Genomic DNA, 17,594 nt, shown 5'->3' on the forward strand with positions numbered 1-17,594 from the left:
CGGGCGGGCGGTCCGTCTTCGGCGGCGACGGATCGAGCGGGTACCGATGACGGACGGTGCGCCTCGACAGCTGACCCGTACGGCGACCGGACCGCAGCGCGCCGACCTGCTGGAGCTGTTCTTCGATCTCGCCTTCATCGCCAGCCTGACCCTGACGTCGCAGGCGATGGCGGCCGAGCAGACCTGGACCGGCATCGCCCAGGCGCTGCTCGCCCTGTCGACACTGTGGGCGGTCTGGGTGACCACCACATTGATCACCGACACGTACAGCCCACGAAAGCGACCGATTCCCCAGCTGATCCTCGGCATCATGTTCGGCATCATGCTGATGTCCGCCGCGCTGCCGACGGCGTTCCACGAGCACGGACTGATCTTCGGTGGCACCTGGGCGGCGATAAACCTGGGCCGAGGGCTGGTGCTCATCCGATCCCTGCGGGGTCGGGAGGGGCAGGAACGCTCCCTTCGCGCGCTGGTCTGGAACCTCGGGTCAGGCACCCTGTGGGTGGTCGGCGGCCTGGTGGCCGACCCCGAGTGGCGACTCGCCGTGTGGCTCGTCGCGCTGGGTGTGGACTACGTCGCGTTCGGGTTCCGTTTCCCCATCCCCGGCCGGGCGCCCCTGCCGCAGTACCGGGTCGCGCCGGAGCACCTCGCCGAGCGGTACCAACAGATCTACATCCTCACCTTGGGGGAACTCGTTCTGGTCAGCGTCCTCAGCCTGAGCCATCAGCCCTTCACCCCCGATCGGATCGCCGCCTTCGCCACCGCGTTCCTGACAGCGGCGGTGCTCTGGTGGAGCTACGCCCAGGGAGCGGGCGCGACGCTCCGCGCCGCCATCGAGGCCTCACCCCACCGGACCCGGCTGGTGCAGACCAACCCGTACGCCCACTGGTTGATGGTGGCCGCAGTGGTGGGCACGGCCGCCGGCGTGGAACGGATCATCGCCCAGCCGTGGGAGCGACCCACCGCACCCATGGCCGCGCTCGTGCTGGGTGGAGCCGGGCTCTTCCTCATCGGTCGGGCGGTCCTGGAACACGAGGTGTACGGGCGGGTGCCGTTGTCTCACGTCGTCGGTGTCGTCGCGACGATCGCCCTGGCGCCGCTCTCGGTGCACCTGCCTGGGCTGGCGCTGGGCCTCGCCGCCGCTCTGGTGCTGCTGGGGGTCGCGGCCGTCGAGTTCCTCCGGGCGCGGCACCGTCGCGCCCCGTCGCCGGCGACACTCTGACTAGCGGACCACCACCGTGATCGTGTGTTCCCGAGCCTCCTTCGGGATCCTGACGTCGACGGTGCCGGGGCGGACGAACCGGATGTCCACCACGCCGGCCTCGTAGTGCTGCGAGACCAGCTCCGGGCGGTCGACGGTGACCAGGCCGGGGCCGATGCCCTGGATCCGCAGCACCGCGCCGGTGGCGAAACAGAGCGACCGCAGCAGCTCAAGCTCGGTCTCGGCCAGCGGCAGGTCGTAGCGCACGGCGCCCTGGCAGCTCGTGGTCGGCGCTGTCGACGTGGTGGCCGGGCGGTGCGGCGTACCCCGGGCAGTGGTTGGTGCGGGCGGTGCCGCGATCGGACGTCCACTGCTCGGCGGCGGTCGGGACGGCGATGCGGTGGGCGCCGGGATCGCCGAGGGGGTCGGCGACGGTCGGGACTCCACTGGTGGCTGTACGGGCAGCGGCGCGACCGGGTCGGCGCCGCAGGCCGCTACCGACACGGCGGCCACGAGGCCGACGCCACCGGCGAGGAGCCGACGGATCGAGCGGCCTCGCGCGGCGGGGCTCATCCGGTGCCGAGTCGTTGCCGGACCTGCCGCCGGGCCAGGTGCAGCCGGGACTTCACGGTGCCCACCGGCACGTCGAGCAGCGCCGCGATCTCGGGGTAGCTCAGCCCGAGGACGTCGCGCAGGGCGATCACCTCGGCGAGGTCGGGGCGGACCGCGTCGAAGGCGTCGAGCAGGTCGAGGCGGGTGCCGGCGACCACGCTGGTCCGTCGGGGGTCGGCCTGGTCGGGCACCGGTACGCCGCCGGCCTCCAACCGGCAGCGGCGGCGCAGCGTGCGGTACGTGGAGCGGGCCCGGTTGGCGGCCAGCCGGTGCAGCCAGGTGCGGAACGAGGAGCGGCCCTCGAAGCGGGTGATTCCGTTGGCCAGCGCCAGCAGGGTGTCCTGGCAGGCCTCCTCGGCGTCCTCCCGGTTGGGCAGGAACCGTGCGCACAGCCGCAGCACCTCCGGGCGTACCGCGACCAGCAGGGCGGTCAGCGCGGCCGGGTCACCGTGCGCCGCGGACCGGGCCAGGGCGTCGATCTCGTCCGCGTCGGGCATGCCGGATGTCCAATGCTCGCCGGTGCCGATCCCTGAGCGTACGACCGGTGTGGCCGCCGCGCCCCGGTACGGTCCGGCATCCGACGCGTCACTCGAAGCGGGCCACGTCCCCGGCTCCCCGGCGCAGGATCTCCGGCTCGGGCCCGGACAGGTCGATCACGGTCGTCGGCTCCTTACCGCAGTCACCGGCGTCGAGCACCGCGTCGAGCTGGTGGTCGAGCCGTTCCTTGATCTCCCAGCCCTGGGTCATCGGCTCCTCGTCGCCGGGCAGAACCAGGGTGCTGGACACCAGTGGCTCGGCCAGTTCGGCCAGCAGCGCCTGGGTGACGGTGTGCCGGGGCACCCGCACGCCGACGGTCCGTTTCTTCGGGTGCAGCATCCGGCGGGGCACCTCACGGGTGGCCGGCAGGATGAACGTGTAGCTGCCCGGGGTGGACGCCTTCACCAGCCGGAAGACCGAGTTGCTGATCTGGACGAACTGGCCGAGCTGCGCGAAGTCCCGGCAGACCAGCGTGAAGTGGTGCCGGTCGTCGAGGTGGCGGATCTGGCGGATCCGGTCCAGCCCATCCTGGTTGCCCAGTTGGATGCCGAGCGCGTAGCAGGAGTCCGTCGGGTAGGCGACCAGCCCACCACCACGGATCAGCTCGGCGACCTGGCCGATGATCCGGGGCTGCGGGTTCTCCGGATGCACGTCGTAGTACCTCGCCATGCTGCTGAGCCTAGGCGCACGCGGGGAGGGTCAGGAGACGAGGGCCACGACCGTCGGCGCGGACGGTGGAGCCGCCGAGATCACCTCGGTAGGGTAGGTCCCGGTCGGCTCCGACCAACAAGATCCACACCGCCGGGGGGCGCCAGGCATGGCCGATTCGTTCGCGCATCTGCACGTGCACACCGAGTACTCGATGCTCGACGGAGCGGCCCGCCTCAAGGACCTGTTCGCCGAGGCCAACCGGCTCGGCATGTCCGCCGTGGCGATCACCGACCACGGCAACATGCACGGCGCGAACGACTTCTACAACCAGGCGATGGCCGCCGGGATCACCCCGATCCTGGGCGTCGAGGCGTACGTGGCGCCGGAGTCGCGCTATCACAAGGCGCGGGTGAAGTGGGGTCGCCCGGAGCAGAAGAGCGACGACATCTCGGGTAACGGCGCGATCACCCACAAGACCATGTGGGCGAAGAACGCGCAGGGCCTGAAGAACCTGTTCACCCTCAACTCGCGCGCCTCGATGGAGGGGCACTACGTCAAGTGGCCCCGGATGGACATGGAGCTGATCGCCGAGCACGCCGAGGGGATCATGGCGACCACCGGCTGCCCGTCCGGCGCGGTGCAGACCCGGCTGCGGCTGGGCCAGTTCGACGAGGCCCTCAAGGTCGCCGCCAGCTACCAGGACATCTTCGGCAAGGACAACTACTTCCTGGAGATCATGGATCACGGCCTCTCCATCGAGAGCCGGGTCCGCGAGGGGCTGACCGAGATCGCCCGCAAACTGGACATCCCGCCGGTGGTCACCAACGACTCGCACTACACCCACGAGGCGCAGGCCACCGCCCACGACGTGCTGCTCTGCGTGCAGACTGGCAGCAACATCGACGACCCGAACCGGTTCCGGTTCGAGGGCGGCGGCTACTTCATCAAGAGCGCCGACCAGATGCGCGCTGTGGACTCGTCCGAGCTGTGGCAGGAGGGCTGCCGCAACACACTGCTGGTGGCCGAGAAGGTCGACCCGAAGGGCATGTTCGAGTTCCACAACCTGATGCCGCGCTTCCCGGTGCCCGAGGGGGAGACCGAGGAGTCCTGGTTCCGCAAGGAGACCTTCGCCGGCCTGGCCCGCCGCTACCCGAACGGCATCCCGGAGGGGCACGTCGTCCAGGCCGAGTACGAGCTGGGCGTCATCAACCAGATGGGCTTCCCGTCCTACTTCCTGGTGGTCGCCGACTTCATCCAGTGGGCGAAGAACCAGGGCATCGCTGTGGGTCCGGGTCGTGGTTCGGCCGCCGGGTCGCTGGTGGCGTACGCGCTGGGCATCACCGACCTGGACCCGATCCAGCACGGCCTCATCTTCGAGCGGTTCCTCAACCCCGAGCGGGTCTCGATGCCGGACGTCGACATCGACTTCGACGAGCGTCGGCGCGGTGAGGTGATCAAGTACGTCACCGACAAGTGGGGCGACGACAAGGTCGCCCAGATCGCCACCTTCGGCACGATCAAGGCGAAGGCCGCGATCAAGGACTCCGCCCGGGTCCTCGGCTTCCCGTACGCGGTCGGCGACCGGATCACCAAGGCCATGCCACCGGCGGTGATGGGCAAGGACATCCCGCTCACCGGCATCTTCGACAACAAGCACCCCCGCTACGCTGAGGCGGGCGAGATCCGCGGCCTGTACGACTCCGACCCGGACGTCCGCAAGGTGATCGACACGGCCAAGGGCATCGAGGGGCTGATCCGTCAGACCGGTGTGCACGCCGCCGGCGTCATCATGTCCGCCGAGCCGATCATCGAGCACATCCCGCTGATGCGCCGCGACGCCGACGGCGCGATCATCACGCAGTTCGACTACCCGACGTGCGAGTCGCTCGGGCTGCTGAAGATGGACTTCCTCGGCCTGCGCAACCTGACGATCATCGACGACGCGGTCAAGAACATCGAGCTGAACCACGGCCGGAAGCTCGACCTGCTGGGCCTGCCGCTGGACGACAAGGCCGCGTACGAGCTGCTGGCCCGCGGTGACACCCTGGGCGTGTTCCAGCTCGACGGCGGGCCGATGCGGTCGCTGCTGCGGTTGATGAAGCCGGACAACTTCGAGGACATCTCCGCCGTCCTGGCCCTGTACCGACCCGGCCCGATGGGCGTCGACTCGCACACCAACTACGCGCTGCGCAAGAACGGCCTCCAGGAGATCACGCCGATCCACCCGGAGCTGGAGGAGCCACTGCGGGAGATCCTGGCGCCCACCCACGGCCTGATCGTCTACCAGGAGCAGGTGCAGCGGGCCGCGCAGATCCTCGCCGGGTACACCCTCGGTCAGGCGGACCTGCTGCGCCGGGCCATGGGTAAGAAGAAGAAGGAGATCCTCGACAAGGAGTTCATCCCGTTCCGGGACGGCTGCCGTGAGCGCGGCTACTCCGACGAGGCGATCCAGGCGGTGTGGGACGTCCTGGTGCCGTTCGCCGGGTACGCCTTCAACAAGGCGCACTCCGCCGCGTACGGCCTGGTCTCCTACTGGACCGCGTACCTGAAGGCGCACTATCCGGCCGAGTACATGGCCGGGTTGCTGACCAGTGTCGGCGACGACAAGGACAAGATGGCGCTCTACCTGGCCGAGTGTCGCCGGATGCGCATCCAGGTGCTGCCGCCGGACGTGAACACCTCGGCCGGGCCGTTCACCCCGGTCGGCAAGGACATCCGCTTCGGCCTCGCCGCCGTCCGCAACGTCGGGGCGAACGTGGTCGCCTCGATCATGCGCTGCCGGGAGGAGAAGGGCGAGTACGCCGACTTCTACGACTTCCTGTCCAAGGTGGATGCTGTTGTCTGCAACAAGAAGACGATCGAATCGCTGATCAAGGCGGGTGCCTTCGACTCCCTCGACCACCCGCGCAAGGGCCTGCTCGCGGTGCACGCCGACGCCATCGACGCGTACGCGGATGTCAAGCGCAAGGAGGCGGTCGGCCAGTATGACCTGTTCGGCGCCGGCTTCGGTGACGCCGACACCGGCAGCACCACAGTGATGCCGACCATCGGCGACAGCGAGTGGGACAAGCGCGACAAGCTGGCCTTCGAGCGGGAGATGCTCGGCCTGTACGTCTCCGACCACCCGCTGTTCGGTCTGGAGCACATCCTCAACGCGGCGGCCGACACCACTATCGCCTCCCTGGCCGAGGAGGGCGGGGTGCCCGACGGGGCGGTCATCACCCTCGCCGGCATCCTCTCCGGAGTGCAGCGCCGGGTCACCAAGCAGGGCCGTGCCTGGGCGTCGGCCACCCTGGAGGACCTGGCCGGTGGGGTGGAGACGCTGTTCTTCCCCAACACCTACGAGGTGATCGGGCAGTACATCGCCGAGGACGCCATCGTGGTGGTCAAGGGGCGGGTGGACCGCCGCGACGACACCCCACGGATCATGGCGATGGACATGTCGATGCCGGACGTCAGCACCAGCGCCACGAACAAGCCGGTCACCCTCACCATCCCTGTGCACCGCTGCACACCACCGCTGGTGGAGAAGCTCAAGGAAACCCTCGTGCTGCACCCCGGTGACACCGAGGTACACGTCAAACTCCAGAACGGCGGGCGCACCACCACCCTGCGGCTGGGTCCGTTCCGGGTGGCGGCCACGACCGCGCTGATGGGTGACCTGAAGAGCGTCCTCGGCCCGGCCAACGTGAGCTGAGACCGCATCGGTCCGGCCGGCCTGCGCCGGCCGGACCGCCGGGCTCAGACCCGCTCGGGGGCGCTGATCTCGCGCAGCTTGCCGTCGGCCAACCGCAACCAACGCTGCACGCCGATCTCGGCGAGGAACCGTTCGTCGTGGCTGACCACCACGAACGCCCCCTGGTACGCCGACAGCGCGCTCTCCAACTGACCCACGCTGACCAGGTCCAGGTTGTTCGTCGGCTCGTCGAGCAGCAGCAGTTGCGGCGCCGGCTCGGCGCAGAGCACACAGGCGAGGGTGGCGCGCAGCCGTTCACCGCCGGAGAGCACCCCGACCGGCAGGTTCACCCGGGCACCCCGGAACAGGAACCGGGCGAGCAGGTTCATCCGCTTGGCGTCCGGCAGGCTCGGCGCGTACGCGGCGAAGTTCTCCGCCACGGTGCGGTCGAGGTCCAGCAGGTCCAGCCGCTGTGACAGGTACGCGATCCGCCCGTCGCCGCGCTTCAGCTCACCGCCGGACGGTTGCAGGTCACCGTTGACCAGGCGCAGCAGCGTCGACTTGCCGACGCCGTTCGCCCCGGTCAGGGCGATCCGCTCCGGCCCCCGGATCACCAGGTCGGCGCCGTCGCCGCCGAACAGCTCCCGGTCGTCGAAGTGGGCCCGCATGCCCTGGCCGGAGAAGACGGTGCGCCCGCCCGGGACTGTGGTGTCGGGCAGCTCCACGACGATGCGGTCCTCGTCGCGTACCGCCCGGCCGGCCTCGTCGAGTCGGGCCTTGGCCTGACCGAGCCGGGAGGAGTGCGTCTCCTGCGCCCTGCCCGCCGACTCCTGCGCGCTGCGCTTGAGCCCACCGGCGACGATCCGGGCCAGGCCGGCGTTCTTCAGATTCTTGGAGGCGTTGCTGGCCCGCCGGTCGGCCCGTTCCCGGGCCTGCTGCATCTCCCGCTTCTCCCGTTTGACCTCCTGCTCGGCGTTGCGCAGGTTGCTCTCGGCCACCTCCCGCGCCGCGTGCACCGCCTCGGTGTACGCGGTGAAGTTGCCCCCATACCAGCGGATCTCGCCCTGGTCCAGCTCGGCGATGCGGTCCATCCGGTCCAGCAGTTCCCGGTCGTGGCTGACCAGCAGCAGGCACCCGGACCACTCGGTGAGGACGTCGTAGAGCTTGTGCCGGGCCTCCAGGTCCAGGTTGTTCGTCGGCTCGTCGAGCAGCAGCACGTCCGGGCGGCGCAGCAGTTGCGCCGCCAGGCCGAGGGAGACCACCTGGCCGCCGCTGAGGGTGTGCAGCCGGCGGTCGAGCGACAGCTCACCCAGGCCGAGCCGGTCCAGCTCCGAGCGGGTGCGCTCCTCGATGTCCCAGTCATCGCCGATGGTGGAGAAGTGCTCTTCGCTGGCGTCGCCGGCTTCGATGGCGTGCAGCGCGGCGATCCGCTCGGCGACGCCCAGCACCTGCGCCACGCTCAGGTCGCCGACCAGCGGCAGTGTCTGCGGGAGGTAGCCGAGCACACCGTCGACGGTGACGCCGCCGCCGCTGGGCCGCAGCTCCCCGGCGATCAGCCGCAGCAGTGTGCTCTTGCCGGCGCCGTTGGGCGCGACCAGGCCGGTGCGTCCGCCCGGGACGGTGAAGGACAGCTCCGAGAAGACCGGGGTGTCGTCCGGCCAGGAGAAGGACAGGTTCGAGCAGACGATGAACGCATCAGACATGCGAGTGACCTCAAAGGGTGGGGTGGGCGCGCCTCAGCCGCCCGACGACAACGGGAACCGGTGAACGACAAATGGCCACGGCGGCTGCGCGGGAGGCGCGCCGAACCGGTGGCCGAACACGTCCGGTCTCACCCGGAGATGTCGTCGTCACCCGCCATGTCTGGTCTCCCTGGTCGTACCGCTAACCCAACGCGCCAAGTCTAACAACGGATCTTCGCCCCGCCACCAGGTTCCGCCCCATGCTGTCGATCATGGAGTTGTGGTGGGCGATAAGCGCCGCGACGTACCTTTCGTCAGGCAGCACAACTGCATGATCGACGGGTTTGGGCGTTCAGCGGGGGCGGTACTCGACCTCGGGGCGGCCGGGGGTGCCGTAGCGGGGGGTGCGGGCGGCCCGGTCGACAGTGACCAGGTACTCCAGGTAGCGGCGGGCGGTCACCCGGGAGATGCCGGTCAGCGCGCTCACCTCGGTCGCGGACAGCCCGACCCCCGCGCGGGTGCCGTCGGTGAGCGCGGCGCGTACCCGGTCGAGGGTCTGCGCGTCGAGCCCCTTGGGCAGGCTGTGCCCGGCGGCGCCGCGCAGAGTGGCGAACATCTGGTCCACCTCGTGCTGGGCGGCGACCTCGCCGTCGGCGAGCGCCTGGGCGCGGTAGTCGGCGTAGCGCTCCAGCTTGTCGCGGAACGCGGCGAACGTGAACGGTTTGAGCAGGTAGTGCGTCACCCCGAGGGACACCGCGGTGCGCACCACCGCCAGGTCCCGTGCGGAGGTCACCGCGAGCACGTCGACGCTGCTGCCGGCCGCGCGCAGCGCCCGGCAGACGTCCAGGCCGTGCAGGTCGGGCAGCCGAAAATCAAGGAGTACGAGGTCCACGTCGCCGCCGCCGCCCGCGCGCAGGGCCGCCATCGCCGCCCGCGCGGTGTGCGCCACCCCGACCACCACGAAACCCCGAACCCGTTCGGTGTACGCGCTGTGCGCCTCGGCCAGCAGCGGCTCGTCCTCGACGACCAGCACCCGGATGGCGGTCATGCCCCCTCGATCCGGCCCGGCAACCGGACGGTGAACAGGCTGCCGCCGTCGTCCGAGCGAGCCACCTCGGCGCTGCCGCCGTGTCGGCGGACCACCTGCCCGACCAGCGCCAGGCCGAGGCCCCGGCCGGTGCTCTTGGTGGACCAACCGCGTCGGAACGCGTCGGCGACCCGCTCCGGGGCCAGCCCGGGGCCGTTGTCGGCGACCCGGATCACCAGCTCGTCGTCGGTCGCGCCGACGAAGACCCGCACCCGGCGCGGCGCCGGCGTACCGGCCACCGCCTCCAGGGCGTTGTCGACCAGATTGCCGACCACTGTGAGCAGGTCACCGGTCGGCAGTGGACTGTCGTCGAGGCGGCAGTCCGGCTCGATGACCAGATCCACCCCGCGCTCGCCGGCCTGCGCGGACTTGCCGAGCAGCAGCGCGGCCAACGCCGGCTCGGTCACCGCGCCGACCACCCGGTCGGTCAGCTGTTGGGCGAGGGCCAGGTCCCGGGTGCCGAGCCGGACGGCCTCGTCGGCGCGGCCCAGCTCCACCAGGGTCAGCACCGTGTGCAGCCGGTTGGCCGACTCGTGGGTCTGCGCCTGCAACGCCTCGGTCAACGCGCGCACCGAATCCAGCTCGCTGGCCAGGGTGCGCAGCTCGGTCTGGTCGCGCAGGGTCAGCACGGTGCCGAGCACCGCACCTTCGAAGCGGGTGGTCCGCTGGTTGGCGACGAGCACCCGGTCACCGGCGACGATCGGCTCGTCGCGGGCGTCGCGGCCGGAGCCGAGCAGCTCGGCCGCCACGGGCGGCAGGTCGATCCCGGCCACCGGCTGGTCGATCACCGGCGCGTCCGCGTCGAGCCCCAACAGCCGGCGGCCCTCGTCGTTCACGAGCGCCACCCGACGATCGGTGGTCAGCACGACGAGACCCTCCCGTACCGAGTGCAGAACGGCGTCGTAGTACTCGTACATCCGGGTCATCTGGGCCGGCCCCAGGCCGTGCGTCTGGCGACGGAGCCGGCGGCTGAGCAGCCAGGAACCGGTCGCGGCGAGCGCCAGAGCCGGCGTGACCACACCGAACAGCACAGGCAACTGGCCGAGCAGCTTCTTGTCGATCTCACGGGTGGTGATGCCCACCGAGACCAGACCGACGAGGCGTCGCCGCTCGTCGTAGACCGGAACGACAGCGCGTACCGACTCGCCGAGCGTCCCGACGTTTGTGGTGGTGAACGCGCGGCCCGCCAGAGCGGGCCCGATCTCACCGACGAACGGCTCGCCGATCCGGTCCCGCGTCGGGTGCGAGAAACGGGTGCGGTCGGGGGCCATCACCACCACGAAGTCGGTGCCCGTTGCCTGCCGGGTCGACTCGGCGTACGGCTGGAGGACCCGCGCGGGATCGACGGTGGTGAGGGCCGCGCGGACGTCGGGGGAGCCGGCCACTGTCTGCGCCACGGCGAGCACCTCGTCCTGTGCGGCCTGGCGGGAGTCGCTGCGGGCCAGCCAGACGGCGCCCGCCGCCCCGGCCAGCACGAGCAGCGTCACCACCATCGCCTGGAGTGCGAAGAGTTGCCCCGCGATGCTCCACTGGCGTCGGGCCACCTGCACCACCTCCTCGTCGCGCCACCGTTCGCGCCACCGCGGTGAACAGAATGACCGCAAGGCTGTCAACGGGTGAGACGCGCTTCACATTGTCGACATGGACACCACCGCATCCGCCACCACCCCGGCACCGGCGGTCCGCCGGGACCGTACCCGTTACCTGTATCTGGCCGTCATCGTGGCCGTCGTCGCCGGCATCGTGGTCGGCCTGGTCGCCCCCGATTTCGGCAAGGAACTCAAGCCGATCGGCACCGGCTTCGTCAACCTGATCAAGATGATGATCAGCCCGGTCATCTTCTGCACCATCGTGCTCGGCGTCGGCTCCGTCCGGCAGGCCGCGAAGGTCGGCAAGGTCGGCGGCCTGGCCCTCGGCTACTTCCTGACCATGTCGACAGTCGCGCTCGCCATCGGCCTGGTCGTCGGCAACGTCATCCACCCCGGCTCCGGCCTGAACCTCGGCCCGGACCTCGCCGGCTCCGGCAAGGCCGCCGCCGGTGACGAGGCCGCCGGTACCGCTGACTTCCTGCTCGGGATCATCCCGACGACGCTGCTCTCCTCGCTCACCGAGGGCAAGGTGCTCCAGACGCTGCTGGTCGCCCTGCTGGTCGGCTTCGCCGTGCAGGCCATGGGTCGGCGGGGTGAGCCGGTACTCAGCGCCATCACCGTCATCCAGCGGGTCGTCTTCAAGGTTCTTGCCATGATCATGTGGCTGGCACCGATCGGTGCGTTCGGCGCGATGGCCGCAGTGGTCGGCGCGACCGGCGTGGACGCCCTCAAGAGCCTCGCCCAGATCATGGTGGGCTTCTACGCCACCTGTCTGATCTTCGTGCTGGTGTTCCTGGGCGCGCTGCTGTGGTTCGTGGCCCGGATCTCGATCTTCTCGTTGCTGCGTTACCTGGGCCGTGAGTTCCTGCTGATCCTGTCGACCTCGTCGTCGGAGTCGGCGCTGCCGCGGCTGATCGCCAAGATGGAGCACTTCGGTGTGAGCAAGCCGGTCGTCGGCATCACGGTGCCGACCGGCTACTCGTTCAACCTGGACGGTACGGCGATCTACCTGACCATGGCGTCGCTGTTCATCGCCGACGCGTTGGGCAAGCCGCTGGCCGTCGGCGAACAGATCTCGCTGCTGCTGTTCATGATCATCGCGTCGAAGGGTGCCGCCGGGGTCACCGGTGCCGGGCTGGCCACACTGGCCGGCGGCCTCCAGTCGCACCGGCCGGACCTCGTCGACGGGGTCGGACTGATCGTCGGCATCGACCGGTTCATGTCGGAGGCGCGGGCGCTGACCAACTTCGCCGGCAACGCGGTGGCGACCGTACTGGTGGGAACCTGGACCGGCGAGTTCGACAGGGAGCGGGCGGCCGGTGTGCTGAGCGGCAATGACCCGTTCGACGAGGCCACGATGGTCGACGAGCACGACGACGACGAGGCGGCGTCAGGCCCCGACGAGAGGAAGGCCACGCCGGCCGGAGCCCCGGCCTGAGCCCTGGCCGGAGCCGGGGCCTGAGTCACGGCGTGGACCGGGGTCGCGGCGGCGCAACACCGCGACCCCCTCCGGCGCTGATCCACTCCGTTTCCTGAAAAGTCGGGGCATCCGAGCCGCCCGGACACAGCGACGTCCTGAAGATCGAGTTGAGCAGGGGGCGGTGGCCACCGCACCGTGGTGCCGTGTCTGCGTCCAGGCCGCGCCGGCCGCGACCGCTGCGGCGGCCACTTCGAGCAGGTCGAGGTCGGTCAGCCCCGGCCCTCGACGCCGCCCGGGCCACTCCGGGTATCTCCACCACGAGCATGCTTACCGACCATCGGGTCGCCGGCGCCCGATTCGACAGCGATCGTTGGGCGTACCAGGCTCGTTGGGCCCCGAGACGGCCGGTCAGGTACGCGGCGCGGCGTTCATCGAGGAAGCCGGCCGGCAGTGTCCGCATTCCTTTCGCGATCTGTTGCCCAGCAACCGCTGGGGCCGCCGACGAAGCGGCCGACATGTCTCGGGTCAGGCCCAACAGTCGCTTGGTGAATTCCGCGGCGCTGTCGGAGTCGCTCCGGGTGCGGGAAATGGGTCGGCCGCGATGGTGAATCGCCACGTGTGCGACGTGATGGATTCGCAGAGGGCTCTGCCGACGTACCACAGGGCTAGGACGCGGTGGTCTTGTCGCAGGGGACGCCGATGCCGAGGTCGACGCTGTCGTTCTGGCCGTTCGACGTCACGATGAGCGGTACGCAGGCGGCCTGGGTGACCCAGGTGCCGCCGACGAAGGCCATCCACTGAGCCTGCCCACCCTCGGGTGGGCAGGCGTGCACCGTGACGGCCGCCGCGGGCGTGCCGGTGCCGCCCCAGCCGAGCCGGGCCCTGTCCTGCCAGCCCGGCGCCACCCGCAGGTCGACGACTGTGCCGGCGCGGACGATGAGCCCCCATTTGGCGAACAGTCGTGCCGCCGGATCGGTCTGCCCGGAGTCTTCCGCCGACATCACGGGGGCGTCGGGCACCGCCACGTCTTCGCCCACCAACCGGTAGCCCGCCGGCGGCGCTGGCAGCGTGTCGACAGATGGTGTGCACGGCGGCCCACCGATGCTCGTGCCGGTCGTCGGCGCCGCGGGGTTGGCCGGCGGCGTGGCGTGCTGGCGCGGGTCACCCGGCGGTGTGCAGGCGGCCAGGAGCACCGTCAGGCACAGGATGCCCCACCCGGCTGTGGCCCGGCCGCTCCGGCGTTCGGCGGAATTCGAATTCATTCGATATTAATAGCAGGTTACCGATATACGCGTCGGTAACGTTGCGGTGGGCGACAGTGCTCGTGCCGATGGTGCAGTTATGTCTCAATGAACGATCGGTCAGCAGTCGATCTTGCTTGTGACATATCCGACTACCGCTTTTTCAGCCCTCACAGGAATTGGGCACGTAAACCTCGACGGGTACCTTCCTTCCGTGCCAGACGCCTCTCGACAATTGATTGCCGACCGCTATCGGCTGGTCCGTCCGCTCGGCCAGGGCGGGATGGGCCGCGTGTGGCAGGCCCGCGACGAGATGCTCCAGCGCGACGTCGCCATCAAGGAGTTGGTGGCGCCGCCCGGCCTGCGTGACGACGAACGCCGCGAGATGCGCGAACGGTCAATGCGCGAGGCGCGGGCCGTCGCCCGCCTGGGCCACCCCAATGTGGTGCGCGTCTTCGACGTGCTGCACGCGGGCGGCGACCCCTGGATCGTGATGGAACTCGTGCCGTCCCGGTCCCTGCAACAGGTGCTCGAAGCCGAAGGGTCGATGCCGGCGGACCGCGCCGCGCGGATCGGACTCGGCATCCTGGGCGCGCTGCGCGCCGCGCACCGCGCTGGCGTGCTGCACCGGGACGTCAAGCCGGCCAACGTGCTGCTCGGCGACGACGGCCGGGTGGTGCTGACCGACTTCGGTCTGGCCACCCTCCCCGGCGACCCACGGATGACCCAGACCGGGATGGTGCTCGGCTCGCCGGCCTTCCTCGCGCCCGAGCGGGCCACCGACGGCGACGTGGGACCGGCGGCCGACCTGTGGTCGCTCGGCGCCACCCTCTACGCGGCGGTCGAGGGACGCACCCCGTACCACCGCTCGTCGCCGATCGCCACGCTGGCAGCCCTCGCCACCGAGCCGCCACCGCCGGCACAACGAGCAGGTCGGCTGACCCCGCTGCTGGCAGGACTGCTGCGCCGTGAGCCGGATCAGCGGATCAGCGCCGACGAGGCGGATCGTCTCCTGCGGGAGGCCACCGCCCCGGACGTGCCAGCCGCCGAGGTGAGCACCACCGGTGGCGGGCCGTTGACCCGGGTCACCGCCACCGCCGACGATGGGCCCCGTCCGACGATCGTGCCCGAGTTCGTCACCGCCGAGCCCGGTCCCCCCGCCGCGCCGGCCGTCACCGTCGCACTGGGGTCCGGGTCGGGGCGTAAGCGTCGGGCCCGGCTGATCGGGTCGGTCGGGGCCGCCGCGCTGCTGGTCGTCCTGCTGGTCACCGCGTCCCTGCTGAACGGCGGGCTTTTCGGTGGCGCGGGTGACGGCAAAGTGGCGGCACCGGCAGTGAACCCGTCGCCGATCGCCGAGACGCCGGTGTCCAGGGTGCTGCCACCGCCGCCCGCCGGTTGGCGCTACTACCGTGACGATCCCCGCTTCCTCGTACCGGTGCCCGACGGCTGGCAGGCGCGGCGCGACGGTGAGCGCGCCGCGTTCCGCGAGCCGGACGGCAGCCGCGTGCTCGTCGTCGACGAGCTCCGGTCCATCCCAGCGGACCTGGTCGCCGAGTTGCGGGAGCGGGAGGGGGCGCAACGCGGGCGGTACGCCGACTACCGGCAGGTGCGGCTCGGCGCGCTGCGTTACCAGCTGCGGGCCGCCGAATGGGAGTGGGCGTACACCGACGAGGACGGCACAGCGATGCACACGTTGAGCCGTGCCTTCGTCGGCCACAACGGGCACGCGTACTCGATCGACTGGACCACCTCCGCCGCCGAATGGTCCGCGAGCGCGGCCGTCCTGGCGCTGATCACCGATGGTTTCCAGGGCCTGCCGGTCGCCGGTGTCCCGCCGTCGCGACCCGCCGGACCGCCACCGTCGGCGAGCGTTGGGCCGCCGTCGCCCGGGACGGGCAGCGGCACGACGACCGGCCCGGGTGATCCGACGCAACAACCGGCTGCCCCGCCACCGCCGTCCCCCACGCAGGGCAGTACGCCCGCCGGGAAGCAGATCTCCAGTTTCGCCAGTGACCGTTGCATCGACATCCCGGACGGCAACGCCGTCGCCGGTGCGCGGCTGCAGATCTGGGACTGTCGACGGACCGCGAAGCAGCTGTGGACCTTCCCGGCGGACGGCACTGTCCGTTCGATGGGCAAGTGCCTGGATGTCGCAGGCCACTCCACAGCGGACGGCGCTGCCGTCCAACTCGCCGAGTGTTCCGGCGCGGCGTCGCAGAGGTTCACCCTCAACAAGGCGTACGACCTGGTGAACACCAGGGCGGACAGGTGCGTCGACGTGCTCGACTCGAACCCCGACAACGGTGCCCGGCTACAAATCTGGCAGTGCAGCGGCAACGCCAACCAGAAGTGGCGTGCCAACTGAGCGCTGACGGCAGGAGCTGAGGTGGTTACGGTCGTGGATGCCGAGGTTCCCGACCGTTCGAGGAGTGATCGCATGCCCCCCTCTCCGTCCCGGCTCTTCGCCGAGATAGCGACGGCCGAACCGCCCGCCGAGACCGACGTGGTCATGCGACGGGCGGTGGTGCTCGGTGGCAGCATGGCCGGGTTGCTGGCGGCTCGGGTGTTGAGCGACCACGCCGAGGAAGTGCTGATCGTCGAACGGGATCCGTCCGATGTCGAAGCCGGTCCACGGCCGGGCGTGCCCCAGGGCAGCCAGGTGCACGCGCTGCTGCCCGCCGGTCAGGTCCAGTTGGAGCGCTGGTTTCCCGGCATCGCCGTCGAGGCGCTGGCGCTCGGCGCCCCGCCGCCACCGCGTGACCCGGGCACGGCGAAGGTGTTCGTGAACGGCATGTTGGGTCTGCCGCCCGCGGCGACCGGCACCGGGCCGGCGCTGATCACCACGCGTCCGTTCCTGGAGGCGCTGGTCCGCCGACGCACCCTCGCCATCGACAACATCCGCATGGTGTACGGCCGGGCGGAGGGTCTGCTCTTCGACCAGCGGCGGGTCAATGGCGCCCGGTACGTGCCCGAGGGTGGCACCGAACCCGTCGTCGAGGCGGCGGACCTGGTGGTCGACGCGATGGGGCGGTCCAGCCGGTTGAGCGACTGGCTGGCCGAACACGGGTGGCCGCGCCCGCCGCTGCACCGCATGCCGATCAAGCTGAACTACGCCACGGCGCTCTTCACGCGCGACGAGAAGGTCAGCGACGCCTGGGTGGCGGTGTTCCACACCATGGCGGGCAAGGGGCGTACCGCCCGGATCGGTGGGATCAACTCGGTCGAGGGGGACCGCTGGATCATGCTGGTGGCCGGCTACGACGGGGACCGGCCCAGCCGCGACGTCGCCGACTTCACCGCCCGTTGCCGGGAGCACTATCCGCAGATGTTCGGCGACATCGCCGAACACGGGGAGATGCTCGGCGGGGTGGTCACGTACCACCAGGCCGACAGCCGACGCCGTGACTTCCACAAGCTCGACCGCCTGCCCGCCGGGTTGGTCGCCGCCGGCGACGCCGTCGCTTCCTTCAACCCGGTGTACGGCCAGGGCATGACCTCCGCGGCACTGCACGCCTCCTGCCTGTCGAAGTACCTGCGCTCCGGTCCGAAGCCGCACGACGAGCCCGCGCACGCGTACTTCGACCAGGTGCGCGTGGTGGTCGACGCCGCCTGGCAGATCTCCACCACCGCCGACATCGAGCTGCCGCACGTCGACGGGCCGTACCCGCCCGGCTACAGGGTCACCAAGTGGTTCGGAAACCTGCTCTTCCGGGCGTCGCTGACCGACCCGGTGCTCAACGCCCGACTGGGTCGGGTCACCACAATGCTCGACCACCCGGCCGCCCTGAGCCGCCCCGGCACCCTGTTCCGGGCCATCCGGCTCGGCCTGCTCGGCGGCTCCCGGCGGTGATTCGTCGGCAAACCCGCCGCTCACCGCGGGGCACGGTGGAGAATGGTG

Annotated in this window: 14 protein-coding genes and 1 pseudogene; 6 read left to right on the top strand and 9 right to left on the bottom strand. The window is 70.6% G+C overall.

Annotated elements, in window-relative coordinates; genetic code table 11:
* Window positions 1–46 precede the first annotated feature (46 nt).
* A complete protein-coding gene (locus AB0B94_RS28950) occupies window positions 47–1,222 on the top strand; it encodes a low temperature requirement protein A (protein ID WP_357287491.1) in 1,176 nt (391 codons plus the stop codon).
* Here AB0B94_RS28950 and AB0B94_RS28955 read toward each other — a convergent pair whose 3' ends face one another.
* The 3 genes from AB0B94_RS28955 to AB0B94_RS28965 form a co-directional block, all read right to left on the bottom strand.
* Window positions 1,223–1,774, bottom strand: a complete 552-nt coding sequence (locus AB0B94_RS28955; protein WP_357287494.1) for a hypothetical protein — start codon at window positions 1,772–1,774, stop codon at window positions 1,223–1,225. It abuts the gene before it with no gap.
* Window positions 1,771–2,310: an RNA polymerase sigma factor gene (locus tag AB0B94_RS28960; protein ID WP_357287498.1), complete on the bottom strand. Its 540-nt coding sequence runs from the start codon at window positions 2,308–2,310 to the stop codon at window positions 1,771–1,773. Before AB0B94_RS28960 ends, AB0B94_RS28955 begins: the two co-directional genes overlap by 4 nt.
* A gap of 88 nt (window positions 2,311–2,398) precedes the next feature.
* A complete protein-coding gene (locus AB0B94_RS28965; RefSeq protein WP_357287505.1) occupies window positions 2,399–3,019 on the bottom strand; it encodes an L-threonylcarbamoyladenylate synthase in 621 nt (206 codons plus the stop codon).
* 148 nt (window positions 3,020–3,167) lie between these two features.
* On the opposite strand from AB0B94_RS28965, the gene dnaE reads away from it, so the two are divergent.
* Window positions 3,168–6,698, top strand: a complete 3,531-nt coding sequence (dnaE, locus tag AB0B94_RS28970; RefSeq protein WP_357287509.1) for a DNA polymerase III subunit alpha — start codon at window positions 3,168–3,170, stop codon at window positions 6,696–6,698.
* Window positions 6,699–6,742: 44 nt separating this feature from the next.
* On the opposite strand, the gene abc-f is transcribed toward dnaE, so the two are convergent.
* The 3 genes from abc-f to AB0B94_RS28985 form a co-directional block, all read right to left on the bottom strand.
* Window positions 6,743–8,380 (bottom strand): ribosomal protection-like ABC-F family protein, encoded by a 1,638-nt coding sequence (abc-f, locus tag AB0B94_RS28975; protein WP_357287514.1) that lies wholly within the window; start codon window positions 8,378–8,380, stop codon window positions 6,743–6,745.
* Window positions 8,381–8,711: 331 nt separating this feature from the next.
* Window positions 8,712–9,407: a response regulator gene (locus AB0B94_RS28980; RefSeq protein ID WP_357287517.1), complete on the bottom strand. Its 696-nt coding sequence runs from the start codon at window positions 9,405–9,407 to the stop codon at window positions 8,712–8,714.
* Window positions 9,404–10,990, bottom strand: coding sequence for a sensor histidine kinase (locus tag AB0B94_RS28985; RefSeq protein WP_357287522.1), 1,587 nt, complete (start codon window positions 10,988–10,990; stop codon window positions 9,404–9,406). Before AB0B94_RS28985 ends, AB0B94_RS28980 begins: the two co-directional genes overlap by 4 nt.
* A 97-nt stretch (window positions 10,991–11,087) precedes the next feature.
* Here AB0B94_RS28985 and AB0B94_RS28990 point away from each other — a divergent pair, with 97 nt between their 5' ends.
* The gene (locus tag AB0B94_RS28990) at window positions 11,088–12,473 is read left to right on the top strand and encodes a cation:dicarboxylase symporter family transporter (RefSeq protein WP_357287527.1); all 1,386 of its coding nucleotides are present in this window, start codon (window positions 11,088–11,090) and stop codon (window positions 12,471–12,473) included.
* A 25-nt stretch (window positions 12,474–12,498) separates the two neighbouring features.
* Here AB0B94_RS28990 and AB0B94_RS28995 read toward each other — a convergent pair whose 3' ends face one another.
* From AB0B94_RS28995 to AB0B94_RS29005, 3 genes are read right to left on the bottom strand one after another with little or no spacing between them, the layout of a single operon-like run.
* Window positions 12,499–12,972 (bottom strand): hypothetical protein, encoded by a 474-nt coding sequence (locus tag AB0B94_RS28995; protein WP_357287598.1) that lies wholly within the window; start codon window positions 12,970–12,972, stop codon window positions 12,499–12,501.
* An 8-nt stretch (window positions 12,973–12,980) separates the two neighbouring features.
* Window positions 12,981–13,229 (bottom strand): hypothetical protein, encoded by a 249-nt coding sequence (locus AB0B94_RS29000; protein ID WP_357287601.1) that lies wholly within the window; start codon window positions 13,227–13,229, stop codon window positions 12,981–12,983.
* Entirely contained in the window at window positions 13,121–13,717 is a 597-nt protein-coding gene (locus AB0B94_RS29005; RefSeq protein ID WP_357287610.1) for a hypothetical protein, read from the bottom strand. The genes AB0B94_RS29000 and AB0B94_RS29005 overlap by 109 nt, the downstream gene beginning before the upstream one ends.
* A 193-nt stretch (window positions 13,718–13,910) precedes the next feature.
* On the opposite strand from AB0B94_RS29005, the pseudogene AB0B94_RS29010 reads away from it, so the two are divergent.
* The 3 genes and pseudogenes from AB0B94_RS29010 to AB0B94_RS29020 form a co-directional block, all read left to right on the top strand.
* Window positions 13,911–15,518, top strand: a pseudogene (locus AB0B94_RS29010) (serine/threonine-protein kinase); the annotation flags it as partial.
* A gap of 171 nt (window positions 15,519–15,689) precedes the next feature.
* Window positions 15,690–16,061 carry an RICIN domain-containing protein gene (locus AB0B94_RS29015; RefSeq protein WP_357287604.1) on the top strand — a complete coding sequence of 124 codons (372 nt, stop codon included), beginning with the start codon at window positions 15,690–15,692 and terminating at the stop codon, window positions 16,059–16,061.
* A gap of 72 nt (window positions 16,062–16,133) precedes the next feature.
* Window positions 16,134–17,546 (top strand): FAD-dependent oxidoreductase, encoded by a 1,413-nt coding sequence (locus AB0B94_RS29020; protein ID WP_357287530.1) that lies wholly within the window; start codon window positions 16,134–16,136, stop codon window positions 17,544–17,546.
* The last annotated feature ends 48 nt before the right edge of the window (window positions 17,547–17,594 follow it).

Source organism: Micromonospora sp. NPDC048986, from assembly GCF_040649335.1.
In the GTDB taxonomy this organism is placed as follows: Bacteria; Actinomycetota; Actinomycetes; order Mycobacteriales; family Micromonosporaceae; genus Micromonospora; species Micromonospora alfalfae.

Bases quoted from the DNA above. Each gene is read 5' to 3' on its own strand.
- AB0B94_RS28950 (WP_357287491.1), top strand. From the start codon at position 47: ATGACGGACGGTGCGCCTCGACAGCTGACCCGTACGGCGACCGGACCG.
- AB0B94_RS28955 (WP_357287494.1), bottom strand. From the start codon at position 1,774: ATGAGCCCCGCCGCGCGAGGCCGCTCGATCCGTCGGCTCCTCGCCGGT.
- AB0B94_RS28960 (WP_357287498.1), bottom strand. From the start codon at position 2,310: ATGCCCGACGCGGACGAGATCGACGCCCTGGCCCGGTCCGCGGCGCAC.
- AB0B94_RS28965 (WP_357287505.1), bottom strand. From the start codon at position 3,019: ATGGCGAGGTACTACGACGTGCATCCGGAGAACCCGCAGCCCCGGATC.
- dnaE (WP_357287509.1), top strand. From the start codon at position 3,168: ATGGCCGATTCGTTCGCGCATCTGCACGTGCACACCGAGTACTCGATG.
- abc-f (WP_357287514.1), bottom strand. From the start codon at position 8,380: ATGTCTGATGCGTTCATCGTCTGCTCGAACCTGTCCTTCTCCTGGCCG.
- AB0B94_RS28980 (WP_357287517.1), bottom strand. From the start codon at position 9,407: ATGACCGCCATCCGGGTGCTGGTCGTCGAGGACGAGCCGCTGCTGGCC.
- AB0B94_RS28990 (WP_357287527.1), top strand. From the start codon at position 11,088: ATGGACACCACCGCATCCGCCACCACCCCGGCACCGGCGGTCCGCCGG.
- AB0B94_RS28995 (WP_357287598.1), bottom strand. From the start codon at position 12,972: ATGTCGGCCGCTTCGTCGGCGGCCCCAGCGGTTGCTGGGCAACAGATC.
- AB0B94_RS29005 (WP_357287610.1), bottom strand. From the start codon at position 13,717: ATGAATTCGAATTCCGCCGAACGCCGGAGCGGCCGGGCCACAGCCGGG.
- AB0B94_RS29020 (WP_357287530.1), top strand. From the start codon at position 16,134: ATGCCCCCCTCTCCGTCCCGGCTCTTCGCCGAGATAGCGACGGCCGAA.